Raw genomic sequence first — 17477 nt, forward strand, 5'->3', positions numbered from 1 at the left:
TTGTATCAAGGATTTGGATTGTTTTCAATACTTTCTGAAAATTTAATCTTCCCCTCTGTAATCTTCTGTTCATATTCCGTTCATATTTCTTTTTTATGATTAGTGCATAGAAAGAAAGAGGAAGGGGCGAGCATAATGTTTTTAGCTCTGCGTGAATTAAAACAATCAAAATTAAGATACGGATTAATCGGACTGATTATGGTGTTATTATCATTTTTAGTTCTTGTTATTTCAGGATTAGCAAATGGACTATCATATGATAATGCTTCATCGATTCAAAATATGGAGGCAAATAAGTTCGTTTTAGCAGATGATGCGGAAAATAAATTACTTCGTTCACAAATTAAGAAAGACGATGTAGATAACGTAGTAAATCAAGTAGGCGAGAAAGAGGCCGTTCCGTTTCGCGTGAAAGTTTCAACGTATGAAAAGAAAGATAGTTCGAAAAAAGTGGATGTTGCCATTTTCGCAAGTGAACGTGATTCATTTTTAGAACCGAACATTGTAAAAGGTGAGAAATTAAGTACAGCAAATAACGAAATGGTTGCTGATGAATCTATTAAAGAAAAAGGAATCGATATTGGAGATACAATTATTGATCCTGTTTCAAAGACAGAATTTACAATCGTTGGATTTACGAAAGACCAAATGTTTAGCCATACACCAGTCGTTTATGTAAATGAAGACGTATGGGGCTCTATTTCACAACCAAACCAAAAAGATTATAGTGCAATTGCGCTGAATACAGATAAAGAAATTAAAAATGCACATGTTATCGACAAAAAAGAAGTACTGCAAAGTATTCCAGGATTTAAAGAAGAGCAAGGAACATTAACGATGATCATTGCATTCTTACTTGTTATCGCTGCGTTACTAATCGGTGTATTCTTCTACGTCATTACATTGCAAAAAACACAGCAATTAGGCGTATTAAAAGCAATCGGTACGAAGAATTCTTATTTAGCAAATAGCTTAGTCGTACAGGCGTTATTCTTATCAGTCGTTGCAATGGTAATCAGTATTGTTCTTGTACAAGGACTAGAACAAATTTTACCAGCAGGTATGCCGTTCTTATTAACAACACCGATGATTGCACAATATGCAGCAATCTTTATCGTAATTAGTATTTTAGGAACACTTATTTCGTTATACCAAGTATTAAAAGTTGATGCATTAGAAGCAATTGGAGGCGGGATGTAATGACTTCATTATTGAAATTAGACAAAGTAAGTAAAGTGTACGGAGAAGGGAATACGGAAGTAACAGCCCTTCATCCGATTTCGCTTGATGTAAAAGCTGGAGAATTTATCGGAATCGTCGGTCCTTCTGGATCAGGGAAAAGTACGTTATTATCAATCGCGGGTGCTTTATTATCACCGTCAAAAGGGGATATTTACATTCGTGAGCAAAATATTACGAAGTTATCGGAAAAGGAAATGACAGACATTCGCTTAAAAAAAATCGGCTTCATTTTCCAGTTCGCAAATCTTGTTCCATATTTAAATGTGAAAGAACAATTGCTTTACATTGCAAAGCTTAAAAAAGAAAACAAACAAGACTCAGAAAAGCGTGCGGATCATTTATTAGCAGCATTTGGATTAGGAGAAAGAAAAAATCATTATCCAAATCAATTGTCTGGTGGAGAAAAGCAAAGGGTCGCAATCGCTCGTGCGTTCATGAACAATCCAGATTTAATATTAGCGGATGAACCAACGGCAAGCTTAGATTCAAAACGCGCACGTGAAGTTGTTGAAATGATGAAACGCGAAGTGAAAGAGAGTCAAAAAGCAGCAATTATGATTACACATGATGAAAGAATGCTTGATGTATGTGATCGTATATTGACGCTTCGAGATGGGAAGTTAATATAAAGAAAAAGGACAATCGCACATAAATGTGCGGTTGTCCTTTGTATAAAATATAGTTATAAGGGCCTTATTTTGAGAATAACGCTTTAATTTTATTTCGTGTTACTAATAAAACGCCGCCCAAGACAGATAACATACCTAAAGCCATATTATTTGATTGCTCACTACCAGCGTTAGGAAGTTCTCTAGCATTGTTGTTTGTGTTTGTAGTACCAGTCTTTGTTTCAGTTTGTTTCGCTTGAGATACTTCATTAATTTTGTTATCTACATTTTGCTTCGTAGTATGTACCTCAGCTAATTTGTCATCAATTTTTTTCTCAGTATGTTTAAAGTCGTTGATTTTAATATCTAAGTCTTGTTTTTTCTTTGTTAAATCGTCTGAAACAGTTTGTTTCGCTTGTTTCATTTCGTTAATTTTATTTAGTAAATCTTCTCTAGCTTTTTGTAATTCAGCTAGTTTGTTTTTTACATCTTGTTTAGCTAGTTCTAAGTTAGCGGAAAGACTATCTAAATTGCCTTTAATTTTCTTAAGTTCCTCTAACGTGTTTCCAGTATTCGGCTTGTTTTCTTTTAGCTCAGCAAGTTTGTCCTCAGCAGTTTGTTTTGCTTTCTTTAACTCAGCTAATTTTTCATCTACCTGTTTTTTAACTTCCTTAAGTTCATTAACCTTTTGATCGATATTTTCTTTATGTTGTTTAATTTCATTCACTTTTTCATCGACAGTTTGTTTATGTTCTTTAATCTCATTAACCTTATTATCGATATTTTGCTTATGTTCTTTCACTTCAGCAACTTTATCTTCTACTTGTTTTTTATGCTCTTTAATTTCAGCGATTTTATCTTCGGCGATTTGCTTGTCTTGCTGAAGTTTTGCATCTAACTCTTGTTTACGTTGTTTCATTTCGTTAATTTTTTCATCAGCAACTTGTTTACGCTCATGTAGTTCATTAACCTTCGTATCAACATTTTCCTTAACCTTGTTAAGTTCATTCAATGTTTGATCCACGTTTTCTTTGTGTTGCTGCAATTTCGCATCTAACTCTTGTCTATGTTGCTTAATTTCAGCTAATCGATCTCCCGTACTTTGCTGAGGAGTAGCATCAGTTACTTCCGCATGAGCAGAGTTTGCGCCAGCAATCATTGCTAAAGCTAGTGTAGACGCAGCGATTGTTTGTTTTGTTTTCATATTTTTATACCTCTTTTCTTTCATATGCATGAGCTGTTTTGTGTAAAATTGAGCATATAGAAGTAGATTATCTTATCATTATATACCATGTTAAGTGGTTAGAGGAAGGATTTGCATAATAATCTATGATTATGTAATTTTTAAATTCTTTTATTTTGGAGTAGGGGGCAAATCTTTAGCTAGATGAATAATTTCTTCTATAGTAGAGTTTACATCCTTACTATTACGAATGACAAACAAATAATTAGCCTCGTTTTCTATCGGATCCACCACATCTTCATGTTGCGATTCAGCCTGTTGTCGATCGAGTACTTCTTTAAAACTAGAATAACCACCTCTAAAAATATTGGTACTTCGCGTGCTTCGAGCTATTCTTTCGTAAAGTACTTCATCAGGAATGTCAAAATGAACGAGTATGCGTACATATTTATTTTGTGGAAATAATTCGTTTAGTAAATATAATCTTCCGTTTTTACTGCGATTGGAGTTGCAAATAATAAGGTGTAGATTTGTATATTCTTTTGCATAATCAACAATGAATTTCGAAAGACCGTGCTTAAATGTATTTGGGCCTTCGTCCGGCTGTAATTTTTCATAATGCGTGTTAATGAATTCAGCTTGGTTATCTTGATCCATAACGAAAGAGTGGGGTAACTTTTTTTCTAGTTCTTTAGCAAATGTAGTTTTTCCGCTGTGTGTTTTTCCTACGGTAATGATCACTAATCTTTTCATATTGGCCTCCATATGTATTGTTATAATTTGGGTATTCGGTGTGAATCGACAATTTTCCTGTTAGAGAATATTCAAATTGTTGGCGTGCTAGCAGGCTAAAAACTTGACAAAAAAACTTATTTATGCTATAATTTACCAATATAAAAATAAAGTGTATAATAGGGTTCTCCTGGCCAGGGGAACCCTATTTTTGTTGTGAAAATGAAGGAGTGTATGTGTGTGAAAAAAGGTGAAGCGAGTGTAACGTCGCTAGTATCAGCTTTCGGAAGGGCGTATCATAGTGAATTTGATCGTCCTAAAATCTTTGATGATTATGTAGCTAAAGATTTCATTCCACAAAAAGAACGTAACGATATTGAAACGAATATGGTTCAAGGAATACAGTTTTTCAATACAGACATTGCACAGAAGTTTCAAGACAATCCACAAGAAATATTAAAATGGATTACACAAGTTCAATTATCACCAACACCTTTGGCACGCGCGGCATATTGTGAAAGAGTATTACTACATGAGATTACATTAGGAGCAAAACAATACGTCATACTCGGTGCGGGCTTAGACACATTTAGTTTTAGACACCGAGAATTAGAAAATAAAATAGAAATATTTGAAGTGGATCATCCTTCTACGCAAGCGTTTAAAATACAAAGAGTGAAAGAAGCAGAGTATGAAATGCCAAGCAATCTTCATTTTGTTTCGATGGATTTCACTAAAGATTTCTCGAAGCAAACATTAGTAAATGAAGGATTTGAAAATAAAAAGACTTTCTTTAGCCTATTAGGTGTTACGTACTATTTAACGAAAGAGGAGCTTTCTAGTTTAATAGAATACTTATTCGAGATGGTTCCAGAGGGAAGCTCTATCTTATTCGATTATCCGGATGAAAACTTATTTACGGAAAAAGGATTGTCCAATCGAGTTGAAAATATGGTAAAAATGGCTGCAGTAGGCGGAGAACCGATGAAATCATGTTTTTCTTATACCGAAATGGAAGCACTATTAGATAAGGCGGGCTTACTCATTTATGAGCATTTATCGCCAGAAGACATAAATAAATTATATTTTGAAGGACGAAATGATTATTTAGAAGCTTTTGAGACGGTGCATTATGTGCATGCGGTGAAGAAGTAGGAATTAGTAGGCATGGGGAGAAATCTCTGTGTCTTTTTTTTGTGGAAAACAAGAGGATGGGATTTATTGAGAAAGATAATGATAGATATATTGCTACATGAGTTACTACATCTAGATGAACATAAGGAAGAATTTTTTTAGAGGATTTATCAAAAAAACAGAATGTTCAACAAATATTCGTAATTATGTTATATAATGACTTTAATAAACCATATTTTAGAAATTAACCCCGATTGTGTAGAAAGTATATTTTGTTTTGGTAAGCTAAAATGTTTAGCTAAAAGAACTTGTAGTGGGGCTTGCTACAAGTTCTTTTATTTGTAAAATTTTCATTAACTAAATTATGGAAAAATGAGGGCGCAAGTTTGATCAGAAATTTAAAGAAAGCAGCACTTAATTCGTTAGATGGGAAATGGGGAGTAAGTATAGGGGTATCGGCGTTATACTATTTTGTACCAACTTTAAGTGCATCAGCGATCGCTAGTTTTATATATTTAATATTTGGCCTGTTTATTGGGGTAATTGGTTTGGATGTTTTCTTGATTTATTCAATTGGTGGGCAACCACAAGTAGATCCAACAGCAATAGTTTTACTTATTCTAAGTTATGTTTTTATAGGACTGATTTGTTTCTTAATTTACAGTGTCATACAAGGTATCTTTAATTATGGGTATTCTGTTTTCACCTTACGCTTAGGTAAAAATGAAGATGCTAAGGTGGACGATGTATTTGTGGGGTTTAGGAAGAACAATTTGTTTAAATCAATGAAATTAGGAGTGTTGCAGGCTATTTTTCTATTTTTATGGAGCCTGTTATTAATTGTTCCAGGTATTATTAAATATTTTTCTTATTCAATGGCATATTATATTTTAATAGAGAATCCGGATTATACAGCAAGTGAAGCACTAAGGGAGAGTAAAAGAATAATGAAAGGGCAAAAGTTCAAGTTATTTGTTCTTTGGTTATCTTTTATTAGTTGGTTTTTATTAACAGCATTTATAGGTATGTTTACATTTAATCTGTCATTCATATTTATTTCTCCTTATTACAACACAACTGTCTCGTATTTTTACTTAGACTTAATTAAGAAACAGGATGCTAGAGAAGCGAAGGTAAGTATATAAAGAATATAATTAGTAAGAAAATATTTTTAATGCATATTTTCTCGATTGTGGTCAGGCAATTAAGCATATCCCTTTTTAATATGATATTGAAAGAAATAAAGTAGCTGCAATTGGATATGTTTTACTTATAATAATTTGGGTAAGGATATTATAACATTGGAGGGATTTAAAATGGGGAAGAGTGAGATATTTCAGGATTTTAATTTTAAATTAGTAGTAATTGAAGCTTTATTAGATAAAGAGCCATTATTTTTAAAAGAATTAAAAGACTTAATAGAAAAGTATACGAATAATTTCGAATGGTATTCAGGAGCTGGGCCAATTGTTCAAATTAGAGATTTTTTAGAAGAGTTAATTTTGGAAACAAGTGATTTGGAAAAGATTGAATCCCTTTGCTTTGATGGAGGAAATGAAATTTATCATATCTTAAAGCCAGATTGGGATGGTGAAGACAGTTTGTTTGATGTAATATCTGTTGAAGGATTTCAAAATTTAAACAATCTAAAAACAGTGAAATATATTTCAATGTGTTACCCAAAAGTATTAGAACCATTTAAACAAGCTGGAATTGAAATTGAGGATTAATGAGGGAAAAGTTATAAAATAATGGAAGTGATTCTTATTAAGAAAGAGTCACTTTTTCTTATGCAACGAACAAAGCAGAATGGAGGATATTATGATAATAATTGATAAAGATGGTGAAGGCTACTGGAGTAAAACTGTTGATTTGGGCATTTTAGGTAAATTCAATAGCATTTTTATAGATTTAGATGGATGTGATATAACAGGGGCGAAGGATAATATGACTCAAGAAGAAAAGGTAGAAAAAGCTAAAAAATATTATGGTAATAGATTCAAAGAGTTAGAAACCAATGTTGGATTTATAAATGAGCAATTTCTAATGTGGATTATAATGCATTTATGTGATATAGAATATCCATTTTGGGAATTTGGTGATGAAGATGAAAGTAGTGAAGATTATCCAGATTATATAGTAAAAGAAGAAATAAAAAAATTCGAAGATGAAAATGGACAATTGCAATATGATCCGTATAGTCCAAGTCCGATTTATAGAGAAATTCAGAAATATAATGCATATAATAATGAAGATAATTTATTAAGCTATGAAATCATAACGAAATATTTACCGGTTCTTGATTTCAAAAAACTTGTAGATACAATTAGACCTAATAGTATAGATACATTTGAAGATAACATAAACTTTCAAGTGAGTAGTGAGGTTTGTGGTGGAATGTTATTTTGTGCTACTTACGGAACAATTTATGCTAATAATGACCTAGAAGTTACGCATAATTGTTAATACAAAGATTACTGATAGGTATATGGCTACACATCTATTAACTGAAAAATATTAATTGCAATCAAGCGTAAAAAAACCTCGATTCTAATAAAAAAAATAGCGCTCTTTTACTATTCAAGTATGATTACATCTGAAGTTAATGAAGATTTCTTCTGCAAAAGTAGTAGATTTTTTATTTGAATTTACTACCTCAGTTTGATTTATCATATTTCAATCTCAATAGAATAGTAAATAGGTATAAAAGATATGGAGATACATACTTTAGGTTTTAAATTACAGTAACTTTTGTGAAATCAAAATGGGAAATAGAAGATGTTGAAATTACATGTATGTACACTCCATATGTGTATATTTGCTGCTCAATAAACTACCATCTCACGTAAATTCATACCACATTTTCACTTTTATTTACAAAAAATACTATTAAATATTTTCGGATAATTGTTATAATATAATTAAATTGATATAAAAGTTTTTTTCCAGAGTATGTATTTGAAGAATTCTCATGCAAAAAGAGCAAGTTCTCAAGTAGAGAGCTTGCTCTTTTTTGAAGAGAAATAGGATTAGAAGTACATAAGGGGATAGCAGAATTTTATAAAAGGACTTTCTGTATGTATCCTCAACGATGTTTAGATGTAAAGGGTTTTTAAATTTATAAAAAGATTAAGAGGCGATAGAAAATGAAAAGATATATTAGTATAAAGGGAATCGGTACATATCTTCCAAAACGAAAGGTAGATTCTTTTGAAATAGATCGTATGCTACATGTGCCAGAAGGCTGGACATTAAAAAAAGCTGGAGTAAAAACAAGATATTTTGTTGATGGGGAAACGTCTTCTTATATGGGGGCTGAAGCTGCAAAAAAAGCTGTAGAAGATGCGAAGTTAACTTGGGATGATATCGATTGTATTATTTGCGGAAGCGGAACGATTCAACAGGCGATCCCTTCTACTGCATCACTTATTCAAGAACAGCTCGGGCTACAGCATTCTGGTATTCCATGTTTTGATATCAATTCAACATGTCTAAGTTTCATAACAGCACTTGATACAATTTCTTACGCAATGGAATGCGGGAGATACAACAATGTTGTTATCATTTCTTCTGAAATTTCTTCTGTTGGATTAAATTGGGGACAAAATGAAAGCAGTATTTTATTCGGTGACGGTGCGGCAGCTGTAGTAATAACAAAAGGCGATCATACATCTTCTATTATTGCTTCCCATATGGAAACATATAGCTCTGGTGCGCATTTATCAGAAATTCGTGGCGGTGGAACGATGATTCATCCTCGCGAGTATAGTGAGGAACGAAAAGAAGACTTCTTGTTCGATATGAATGGAAGAGCCATTTTTAAACTATCTTCTAAGTATTTGTTGAAGTTTATTGACAAGCTACTTATGGATACTGGTTATACTCTAGCCGATATTGATTTAATTGTTCCTCACCAAGCAAGTGGACCAGCTATGAGACTCATTCGTAAAAAATTAGGGGTTGATGAAGAGCGCTTTATGACCATTTTTGAAGACTACGGTAATATGATTTCCGCATCTATTCCAGTCGCTCTTTTCGAGGCGATTAAGCAAAAGAAAGTGCAACGTGGAAATAAAATACTATTATTAGGTACTTCTGCAGGACTTTCAATCGGGGGCATCCTTCTTGAATACTAAGAAAACAGTATTAATTACAGGGGCACGTGCACCAGCAACTCTGCATGTATGCAGACTGTTTCATAACGCTGGACATACCGTTATTATTGCAGATAGTATTCCTTATCCATTAAGTAAAGTCTCATCCAGTACGGATTACTTTTATGAAATTCCTTCTCCAAAGTGGAAAACAAATGAAAGTATCCGTGCGCTACTATCCATTATTCAACGTCATAATGTGGATTTGCTTATTCCTACTTGTGAAGAAATATTTTATATATCTAAATATAGAGAAGAGTTAAGCGCGTTTTGTCATATATTAGTAGATGATTTTCAAAAACTTTCATTACTGCATAATAAGTGGGAATTTATTCAGTTCGTAGCGAATTTAGGGTGGCAAGTACCTGCAACATATAGAATAGATGATGAAGAAGCGATACGTTCAATGATGCACAAAACACCAGCTCATACTCCTTTTGTACGAAAGCCAATTTTCTCCCGTTTTTCTGATAAAGTGGAATTTATTACAAAAGAGGATGCTCTAAAAGAAAGCATGATAGATAAGTCGAATTATATTATGCAAGAGTTTATACGAGGGACGCAGCATTGTTCCTACAGCATTGCACAATCTGGGGAAGTGTTAGCTCACTCTACGTATAAAACGGAATTCACGGCAGGCTTAGGTGCTACCATTGCGTTTCAGCATATGAATCATCCTAAAATTGACCAGTTTGTGAGACATATTGTAAAAGAGCTAAACTTCTCAGGACAAATTGCTTTTGATTTTATCGTTACAGAGGATGGAGATGCGATTCCGATTGAATGTAATCCACGTACTACAAGTGGATTACATTTATTCGATGAGGAAATATTGCCGGCTTTTTTTAATGAAACAGTAAACAATACATTCATTCCAAGACAAAATTCGGAGTGTGCAATTCGGTTAGCGATGCTTCTATATGGATTTCCTTATTTAAAAAGTAAACAAAAACGTAAGCGATGGTTAAAAGTTCTAAGTTCTTATCCAGATATCGTTTATCGTCACAATGATTGGAAACCATTTTTTTATCAGTTCTTTAGCATGTATAAATTATGGCGTGAAAGTTATAAACATGAACGGACTATTTTAGAACAAACAACATATGACATATCGTGGGATGGTGAAGATGTATGAAAATGCTAGTAACTGGAGGAACGGGATTTCTAGGACAAAAACTCGCCTTTCGCCTGAAGAATATGGGCTATGAAGTAACGGCAACGGGGAGAAATAAAACAATCGGTAAGGTATTAGAACAAAATGGAATCGAGTTTGTTCATTGTCCTCTTGAAGACAGGGATCGTGTGCTACAAGTTTGTAAAGATAAAGATTATATCTTTCATAGCGGCGCACTTTCTTCTCCTTGGGGCAAATATGAAGATTTTTATAATGCGAATGTGTTAGGAACGAAACATATTATCGAGGGAAGTCAAAAGTACGGTGTAAAACGCCTTATCCACGTATCAACACCAAGTATTTATTTCTATTATGATGAGCGACAAAATGTAGTAGAAAACGCGAAACTCCCTGATACATTTGTAAATCATTATGCAACAACGAAGCACATGGCTGAACAAGCTATTGATCAAGCTTTCACACATGGCTTACCAGTTATCACAATACGCCCGCGCGCTTTATTCGGACCAGGAGATAACGCGATTCTTCCGCGTCTTATTAAAGTATGTGAAAAGGGTGCCTTACCGAGAATTGGTACAGAAAATGTTCTTGTTGATATTACGTATGTTGAGAATGTTGTAGATGCTTTACTTCTTTGTATGCATTCCCCAAAACATACATTAGGACAAAAGTACAATATAACAAATGACGAACGTGTAAATTTATATGAGGTCATAGAAAATGTAATGAAGCGTCTGGATAAGGAAGTAAGATATAAAAAAATTTCCTACAAAACTGCTTTTTCACTAGCGGCTATACTAGAAGGAATCTCAAAAACTATTTTATTTGGAAAAGAACCTATTCTCACAAAATATACTGTTAGTGTCCTGTCAAAAAGCCAGACATTAAATATTGATAAAGCTAAAGAAGAACTAGGATATACTCCAAAGATCAGTATAGAAGAAGGAATTACAAAATTTGTAGACTGGTGGAAAATACAATGAAAATCAAATCTTTAAAGCTATATGATACAGGATATTGCACACATCCAGAAAAAATTGCATATTCCAAGGGCAGTTGGAAACAAATATGCTTTCCTGCTACAGTAGGGTTACTCGAGCATCCAGTATTAGGTTATATTTTATTTGATACTGGATACGCGGGGCATTTTAAAGAGGCGACAAAAAAATTTCCTTACTCTGTATATGCAAAACTTACGCCTGTTCATTTTACGGAAGAGCAATCTATTAAACAGCAACTTCTTCTTGATGGTATTCAGCCAGAAGAAATTAAATATATTATTCTTTCTCATTTTCATGGCGATCATACAGCTGGTTTACCTGACTTTCCAAAAGCGAAAATAGTAACCTTCGCAAAAGCTTATGAGGATATTAAAAAGAGAAGTAAATTTGGTGCTCTATTAAAAGGGTGTCTAAAAGATACACTGCCGATAGATTTAGAGAAAAGGATGTCATTCATTGATCAAAAGCCATCCTTTAACTTACCTTCTACATATGGAAAGTTTGAAGAGGGGTATGATGTATTTGATGATGGCTCATTATTTGCTGTTGACTTAACAGGACATGCAACAGGACAATTCGGTATATTCGTCCATTTACAGAGTGAAAAAATTGTCTTTCTTTGTGCAGACGCAGTGTGGCTAAGTAAAACGTATCAAAATCTTGTATTTCCTAGTAAGATTGCCAACCTTTTAACTAGCGATCCAAAATCTTACCGAAAGAATATTGAAAAGTTACACCATTTATCACAAACATTACCTGAGATTGAAATTGTACCAACGCATTGTGAACATACATGGGATAAAATTAAAGCAGGGGTGTACTATGAATAAACTACGAATTCTCAAGCAATATTTGAAAACTAAATATGGCTTGCGTTTTTCAAATCGCAAACAATTGGAACAGTTTCATAAACAACAAATAGAAAAACAACTTTTGTTCACGATAGAGGCGTCTCCTTTTTATCGCCAGTTATATACACCGTTTTTAAATGAAATTCAAAAGGGGAATTTGGCTGCACTCCCTATTATTGATAAAGAAGTAATGATGGAACATTTTGATACATTAAATACAGTCCATATTTCAAAGGAAGAAGCGTTTCACGTAGCATTTGAAGCAGAAAAGACCCGGAATTTCTCACCAACCATTCGTAATATAACTGTCGGTTTATCATCAGGCACTAGTGGAAATCGTGGGGTTTTTCTCGTTTCCGAGGAAGAACAAACGTTGTGGGCTGGCTCGATTATAGGAAAGGTGCTTCCTTCTAGCATTCTACATAAACACACGATTGCTTTTTTCTTACGTGCAAATAGCAATTTATACGAAGCGACAAAAAATAAGCGAATCTCATTTCATTTTTTGGATTTACTAGATTCGTTTCAGCAGCATATCACGCGATTAAATGAAATACAGCCATCTATTTTAATTGCACCGCCGTCTATGTTACGGAAAATCGCTTATTGGCAGCAAGAAGGACTGATTACGATTTGTCCTAAGAAAATTATCTCTGTAGCAGAAGTGCTTGAAGATATTGATAGAGACTTTATTTGTGCAACTTTTAAGCAAACAGTACACCAAGTTTACCAATGTACAGAAGGTTTTCTTGCTACCACCTGCAAGCAGGGGACGTTACACATTAATGAAGATCTCGTTCATATTGAAAAAGAATACTTAGATCAAGAGAAAGGGATATTCGTTCCCATTATTACTGATTTCATGAGGAAAACACAGCCGATTATACGCTATCGTCTCAATGACATATTAATTGAGAAAAAAACGCCGTGCAGCTGTGGCTCACCATTCTTAGCGTTAGAACGAATTGATGGTCGATGTGACGATATATTTATTGGAATAAGTGAATTGGATAATAAAGAAATATCTATTTTTCCAGATTTCATTAGAAGAGCAATTTTGTTTGCATCTAGTGACATTCAAGAATTTAAAGTAATACAGCATAGCGTAGACAAAATTGAAATTAAACTTAAAGCACTACCTGAAAATCTGGAATTATGTCAATCAAATGTAATGAAAGAGTTACATACACTATGGTCTACTAAAAAGTGTGCGATACCACAGTTCTTCTTTTCACATTACGATATTCAAGTATATGATAAAAAATTAAAAAGAATAGAGAGTCTTGTAAGGCGTGGTGAGCATAAATGATTCAGTTACATGATGTTCATTCTTTGCATAGTATTGATTGGGAATCCAAAAAAGATGGGGCATATGTGCGAGATAGTTTCCTGCCTCTTTTTCAAAAGGGCGTTACAGCATGTATTGAAAATGTTAACACGGAGCTCTTTCTATTAGAAATCGATGATCTCATCTTGCCAGTTACTCTTAATAACGCAGAGTTCGAAAATTCATATGTATGTTCTCCTTATACACATTACGTATCTTATGCGTTAGAAGAGCTATGGGAGTTGAAAAAACCATGGCTAGAGAAGCTATTAACCTATCCGATTCATCTTATGGGAAGTTGGCTACGACGAACGAATATTAATAAAGTAATTGTCGTAAATAATTGGATGCTTTCAACAAACCTTTATCACTCTATCAACGAACGACAAATCGAACAAATTACGAATCTATTTGTTGAGAAATTTCCGGAGCATACAATTTTATTTCGCTCTTTAAATAACGCATTATATCCTGTAACGACAGAAGCACTATCTACAGTAGGTTACAAGAAAATTATGTCTCGTTCTATATACTTATTTGATCCGAAACACTATAAAAAAATGAATCGAAAAAAACGAAAAGACTTATTAAACGATAAAAGCTTATTAGAGAAAAGCAATTATGAAATCATTACGAATGAAGAATTAACAAAGGAGGATATTTTACAAATTTCCCATTTATACAACCAACTATATATCGAAAAATATTCTGCCCATAACCCAATGTTTACACCCGCTTATTTATGGAATGCTCTTCAGCATCGTTTATTTGAGATAAAGGCCATAAAAAAAGGGGATACAATTGATGGTGTCATTGCTTATTTCATTAGGGATGGAGTTATGACAACGCCGATCCTTGGCTATAATACAAACTCTGACCAGCAACAAGGTTTATACCGTATACTTTCCTTCCTTATTACAATGGATTCTATCGAAAAGAATTTAATTTGCCATTGTAGTGCTGGGGCTGGAGAGTTCAAACGAAATCGTGGTGCAACACAGCAGATCGAATACAGTTATGTATATAACGATCATCTACCACCTAGCCAACAAAAGGTATGGAAAGTATTAATGTGGATATTAAATACATATATAGAACCGATGGCAAAAAAACATCGCTTTTAAACAAAAAAACTTTTATGATTGCTTGTTACTAGGAACTCTTTATTTAAGTGTAGCTGCAATACCCACGTTATGGAATTTATATAGTATATTTTTAATGATTTATTTTATATTTATCGTTTGGATGAAAGAGAGAAGTGCTTGAAGAGTAGTTCTCTTTTTTATTAAGTTTTTGAAACAGCGCATTATGTATACATACAGTAAAGAAGTAGAAGATTAGTAGGCATGGGGAGAAATCTTTATGTCCTTTTTTATGAGGATTTTTAATTTTAAAAATATATTGTAAAAAATAATTTACAATTTGTAAAAAATAAATTACAATTATCTCAAGAGGTGTTACTATTGTTGCATAATAAAATTGTAGTTTGTCGAGCAGAAAAAGGTTGGACCCAAGAAGAACTGGCAACAAGAGTGGGAGTTAGTCGTCAAACTATCGCTACTCTTGAAAAGAATAAATATAATCCTTCTCTAATTCTTGCCTTTAAAATCGCAAATGTATTTGAAAAGCCGTTAACCGACGTATTTGATTATCTAGAGGAGTGATACATATGTTGTTGTTAAAAATTTTATTATTTGGTTTAATAGTGATAAGTAAGATGTATGTAATAAAATTTCAATCAAGTGATGAAGCAAATGACGAAAGAGGAAGAGAAATTCTATATAAAACAAATAATGTTTTGTACAATATTCTATATTTAGGTATCCTTGCCATTATTGTTTTACAATTAATTGATATTATTCCTTTGAAATTTCTACCTGATTTGTTATTATATTTTGCACTTTCATTAAGTGTGTTAGGCAGTATTTTTATATTTATCAACAGAAACAGTAAAAATTACTAATACGAGTTAAGTGTTTAATCTTGTTCTGTTAGTTGATTGAACAAAATGTTTTTTTTAGTAAGCTACATAAAATAATCAATCTTTTTCATGAAAATTTAAGGAAGCCAAAAGAACCCCACACATTTTAATCAAAATGTGTGGGGTTCTTCTTTTTATAGAATAAATATTTGCAGCAATACTTTGGTCAAATTCTAATTAAAACTAAAATCCACCTTTTCTATTATAAATTTTTGTAGTTTGGAATATATCTATTTGATTAACCGAACTAGTATTTTAGGAGCATTAACTGAAACCATAAATATAACTGCATGTCTATCTTTTTAATGAATTTCATTTCCCTCGCATAAAGGACAATAGTAGGTATTTGATTTTTATTACAATTTTGTAAGGTTAAGTAATAAAAATCGATAGAATGGGATATTAGAATGGAGTACTCTAATTGATGGATAGAATATTCTGAAAAAGGGGTAGAGCAAATGAAGAATAGACAAAAAGCATCGATAATATGCAAAAGTATTTTATGTTTCATCATTTGTATATTTATTACGAATGAAGCATGGTTTACAAATGTGGTGAGGGCAGAATCGGGCACGTTGACTGATAGGAGTATAGAGGATTTCAAAAAAAAGCTGGATGAACAGGTACCAAAATGGCAGGGGAATTATGAGGTACCAGGGGTTGCAATAGGGATTGTACATGAGGGGCGCATTGCTTATACACTAAACTACGGTTATGTAGATAAAAAGACAAAAAAAAGCGGTGAATGATGATACATTATTTCAAGCTGGTTCCATATCTAAAAGCCTTACAGCGTGGGGAATCCTACATCTTGTAGATGAAGGGCATTTATCACTAGATGATCCCGTTGGAAAATATCTGACCAAATGGAAATTACCCAATGCAGAGTTTAATAATAATGAAGTCACAATAAGAAGATTGCTAAGCCATACAGCAGGGCTGTCTGCACATAAAGGATACCTCGGGGTTACACCAGGGAAACATCTTGACTCTATTGAGGAGTCTCTGTCTGGAAAAGGATGGCTTAATGAAACAGTGGAGGTTACCAATAAACCAGGTTCAGAAACAATTTACTCTGGTGGCGGATATACAATTTTACAACTTGTAATTGAAGAGGTTACCGGAATACCGTTTGATCGTTATATGGAAGAACAAATTATGAAACCTTTAGGAATGAAATCTAGTTCATTCTTACAAGGTCCTGAAAACCATAACCTTTCGAAAGCTTATGGATATTTTGGAGAGGAGCTCCCTAGTTACCAATTTACTGAACAGGCTGCTGCAGGTCTTAAGACAAATGTTACTGATATGATGACACTGATACTTGCAAGCATGGATGCACATAATAAAGGGAATGGTGTCATCAAAAGTGAACGTGTTACGGAAATGCAAAAGCCAGTATTAGGGGAGAATGGTTTAGGTATATTTGAAAAAAAACTATCTAATCAATGGAAATTAATTTATCATTCTGGTGACAATCGAGGGTGGCATTCTTTTTATGGTTTCATTCCTAATACAAAGGATGGATTGGTAATCCTCACGAATAGTGAAGGTGGTATAGACTTACGACAGGATATTTACCACGCATGGATTCAATATGAAACTGGAAAATCACCTGAAAGTTACTTCTCTCTAGCTGAGCAGAGAAAAAACAACTCTATTACATCAATTGTTATTGGAGCCACACTTGGTTTATATTTGCTGCTATTTGTAATTAGATTGTACAAAGGTAGAAGAACTTTCATTTTTAAGCAAGAGAAGAGATCCTACATCGGATTAGTAGTTAGGACATTTTTACTTATTATTACTGCTATCCTCGTTTTTTGTGCTGCCTATTTGTGGAGAGTTTTCAGCTTGAATTCCGGTAATACAATAAATTTTATTCTAATAATGGTATGGATTATAACATTATTAATTAGTGGATTTTTCCCGAAAATTAGAAGTAATAAAAAACAACGGATGAAACGAAAAGATTTAACATCAAAATTTACATGTATGTAATGTTAAAAGCTAGAAAGCTAGATTGGTGTAAATCGCTAATTGTGGTTTGCAAAAAACGACAAAATCTCTTAAAAAACACTTAACTTTTAACGTCATCTATCTTTACAATCTCTCCCTATAATGTGAAT

General features: G+C 33.2%; 16 protein-coding genes and 1 pseudogene. 15 read left to right on the forward strand and 2 right to left on the reverse strand.

What is annotated here, in order from left to right:
- Window positions 1-135: 135 nt before the first annotated feature.
- Window positions 136-1200, forward strand: coding sequence for an ABC transporter permease (locus tag JDS82_RS19955; RefSeq protein WP_199713806.1), 1065 nt, complete (start codon window positions 136-138; stop codon window positions 1198-1200).
- Window positions 1200-1871: an ABC transporter ATP-binding protein gene (locus JDS82_RS19960; RefSeq protein WP_199713807.1), complete on the forward strand. Its 672-nt coding sequence runs from the start codon at window positions 1200-1202 to the stop codon at window positions 1869-1871. The genes JDS82_RS19955 and JDS82_RS19960 overlap by 1 nt, the downstream gene beginning before the upstream one ends.
- A 64-nt stretch (window positions 1872-1935) precedes the next feature.
- Here the strand turns inward: JDS82_RS19960 and JDS82_RS19965 are convergent, their stop codons facing one another.
- Window positions 1936-3054 (reverse strand): LPXTG cell wall anchor domain-containing protein, encoded by a 1119-nt coding sequence (locus tag JDS82_RS19965; protein WP_048566079.1) that lies wholly within the window; start codon window positions 3052-3054, stop codon window positions 1936-1938.
- Window positions 3055-3204: 150 nt separating this feature from the next.
- On the reverse strand, window positions 3205-3798 hold the full coding sequence (locus tag JDS82_RS19970; protein ID WP_170771119.1) for an ATP-binding protein: 594 nt from the start codon (window positions 3796-3798) through the stop codon (window positions 3205-3207).
- A 201-nt stretch (window positions 3799-3999) separates the two neighbouring features.
- Between JDS82_RS19970 and JDS82_RS19975 the strand changes: the two genes are divergently transcribed.
- From JDS82_RS19975 to JDS82_RS20035, 13 genes and pseudogenes are all read left to right on the forward strand, one after another.
- Window positions 4000-4920: a class I SAM-dependent methyltransferase gene (locus tag JDS82_RS19975; protein ID WP_080349654.1), complete on the forward strand. Its 921-nt coding sequence runs from the start codon at window positions 4000-4002 to the stop codon at window positions 4918-4920.
- Between the two features lie 365 nt (window positions 4921-5285).
- Window positions 5286-6044: a DUF975 family protein gene (locus tag JDS82_RS19980; RefSeq protein ID WP_199713808.1), complete on the forward strand. Its 759-nt coding sequence runs from the start codon at window positions 5286-5288 to the stop codon at window positions 6042-6044.
- A 171-nt stretch (window positions 6045-6215) separates the two neighbouring features.
- Entirely contained in the window at window positions 6216-6629 is a 414-nt protein-coding gene (locus JDS82_RS19985; RefSeq protein ID WP_199713809.1) for a DUF6892 domain-containing protein, read from the forward strand.
- Window positions 6630-6720: 91 nt separating this feature from the next.
- Window positions 6721-7365 carry a hypothetical protein gene (locus JDS82_RS19990; RefSeq protein WP_199713810.1) on the forward strand — a complete coding sequence of 215 codons (645 nt, stop codon included), beginning with the start codon at window positions 6721-6723 and terminating at the stop codon, window positions 7363-7365.
- Window positions 7366-8045: 680 nt separating this feature from the next.
- Window positions 8046-9035, forward strand: coding sequence for a beta-ketoacyl-ACP synthase III (locus JDS82_RS19995; protein WP_088059083.1), 990 nt, complete (start codon window positions 8046-8048; stop codon window positions 9033-9035).
- Window positions 9025-10188, forward strand: coding sequence for an ATP-grasp domain-containing protein (locus JDS82_RS20000; RefSeq protein ID WP_199713811.1), 1164 nt, complete (start codon window positions 9025-9027; stop codon window positions 10186-10188). The genes JDS82_RS19995 and JDS82_RS20000 overlap by 11 nt, the downstream gene beginning before the upstream one ends.
- Window positions 10185-11171 carry an NAD-dependent epimerase/dehydratase family protein gene (locus tag JDS82_RS20005; protein ID WP_061672052.1) on the forward strand — a complete coding sequence of 329 codons (987 nt, stop codon included), beginning with the start codon at window positions 10185-10187 and terminating at the stop codon, window positions 11169-11171. Before JDS82_RS20000 ends, JDS82_RS20005 begins: the two co-directional genes overlap by 4 nt.
- The gene (locus tag JDS82_RS20010) at window positions 11168-12019 is read left to right on the forward strand and encodes an MBL fold metallo-hydrolase (RefSeq protein ID WP_000695238.1); all 852 of its coding nucleotides are present in this window, start codon (window positions 11168-11170) and stop codon (window positions 12017-12019) included. Before JDS82_RS20005 ends, JDS82_RS20010 begins: the two co-directional genes overlap by 4 nt.
- Window positions 12012-13349 (forward strand): F390 synthetase-related protein, encoded by a 1338-nt coding sequence (locus tag JDS82_RS20015; RefSeq protein ID WP_001038115.1) that lies wholly within the window; start codon window positions 12012-12014, stop codon window positions 13347-13349. Before JDS82_RS20010 ends, JDS82_RS20015 begins: the two co-directional genes overlap by 8 nt.
- The gene (locus JDS82_RS20020; RefSeq protein ID WP_199713812.1) at window positions 13346-14491 is read left to right on the forward strand and encodes a hypothetical protein; all 1146 of its coding nucleotides are present in this window, start codon (window positions 13346-13348) and stop codon (window positions 14489-14491) included. Before JDS82_RS20015 ends, JDS82_RS20020 begins: the two co-directional genes overlap by 4 nt.
- Window positions 14492-14830: 339 nt before the next feature.
- Window positions 14831-15031, forward strand: coding sequence for a helix-turn-helix transcriptional regulator (locus tag JDS82_RS20025; RefSeq protein WP_000903049.1), 201 nt, complete (start codon window positions 14831-14833; stop codon window positions 15029-15031).
- Window positions 15032-15036: 5 nt separating this feature from the next.
- Entirely contained in the window at window positions 15037-15330 is a 294-nt protein-coding gene (locus JDS82_RS20030; protein WP_000925448.1) for a hypothetical protein, read from the forward strand.
- A 476-nt stretch (window positions 15331-15806) separates the two neighbouring features.
- Window positions 15807-17349: pseudogene (locus JDS82_RS20035) on the forward strand (serine hydrolase domain-containing protein).
- The last annotated feature ends 128 nt before the right edge of the window (window positions 17350-17477 follow it).

Source organism: Bacillus cereus group sp. N14, assembly GCF_016483555.1.
In the GTDB taxonomy this organism is placed as follows: domain Bacteria; phylum Bacillota; class Bacilli; order Bacillales; family Bacillaceae_G; genus Bacillus_A; species Bacillus_A wiedmannii.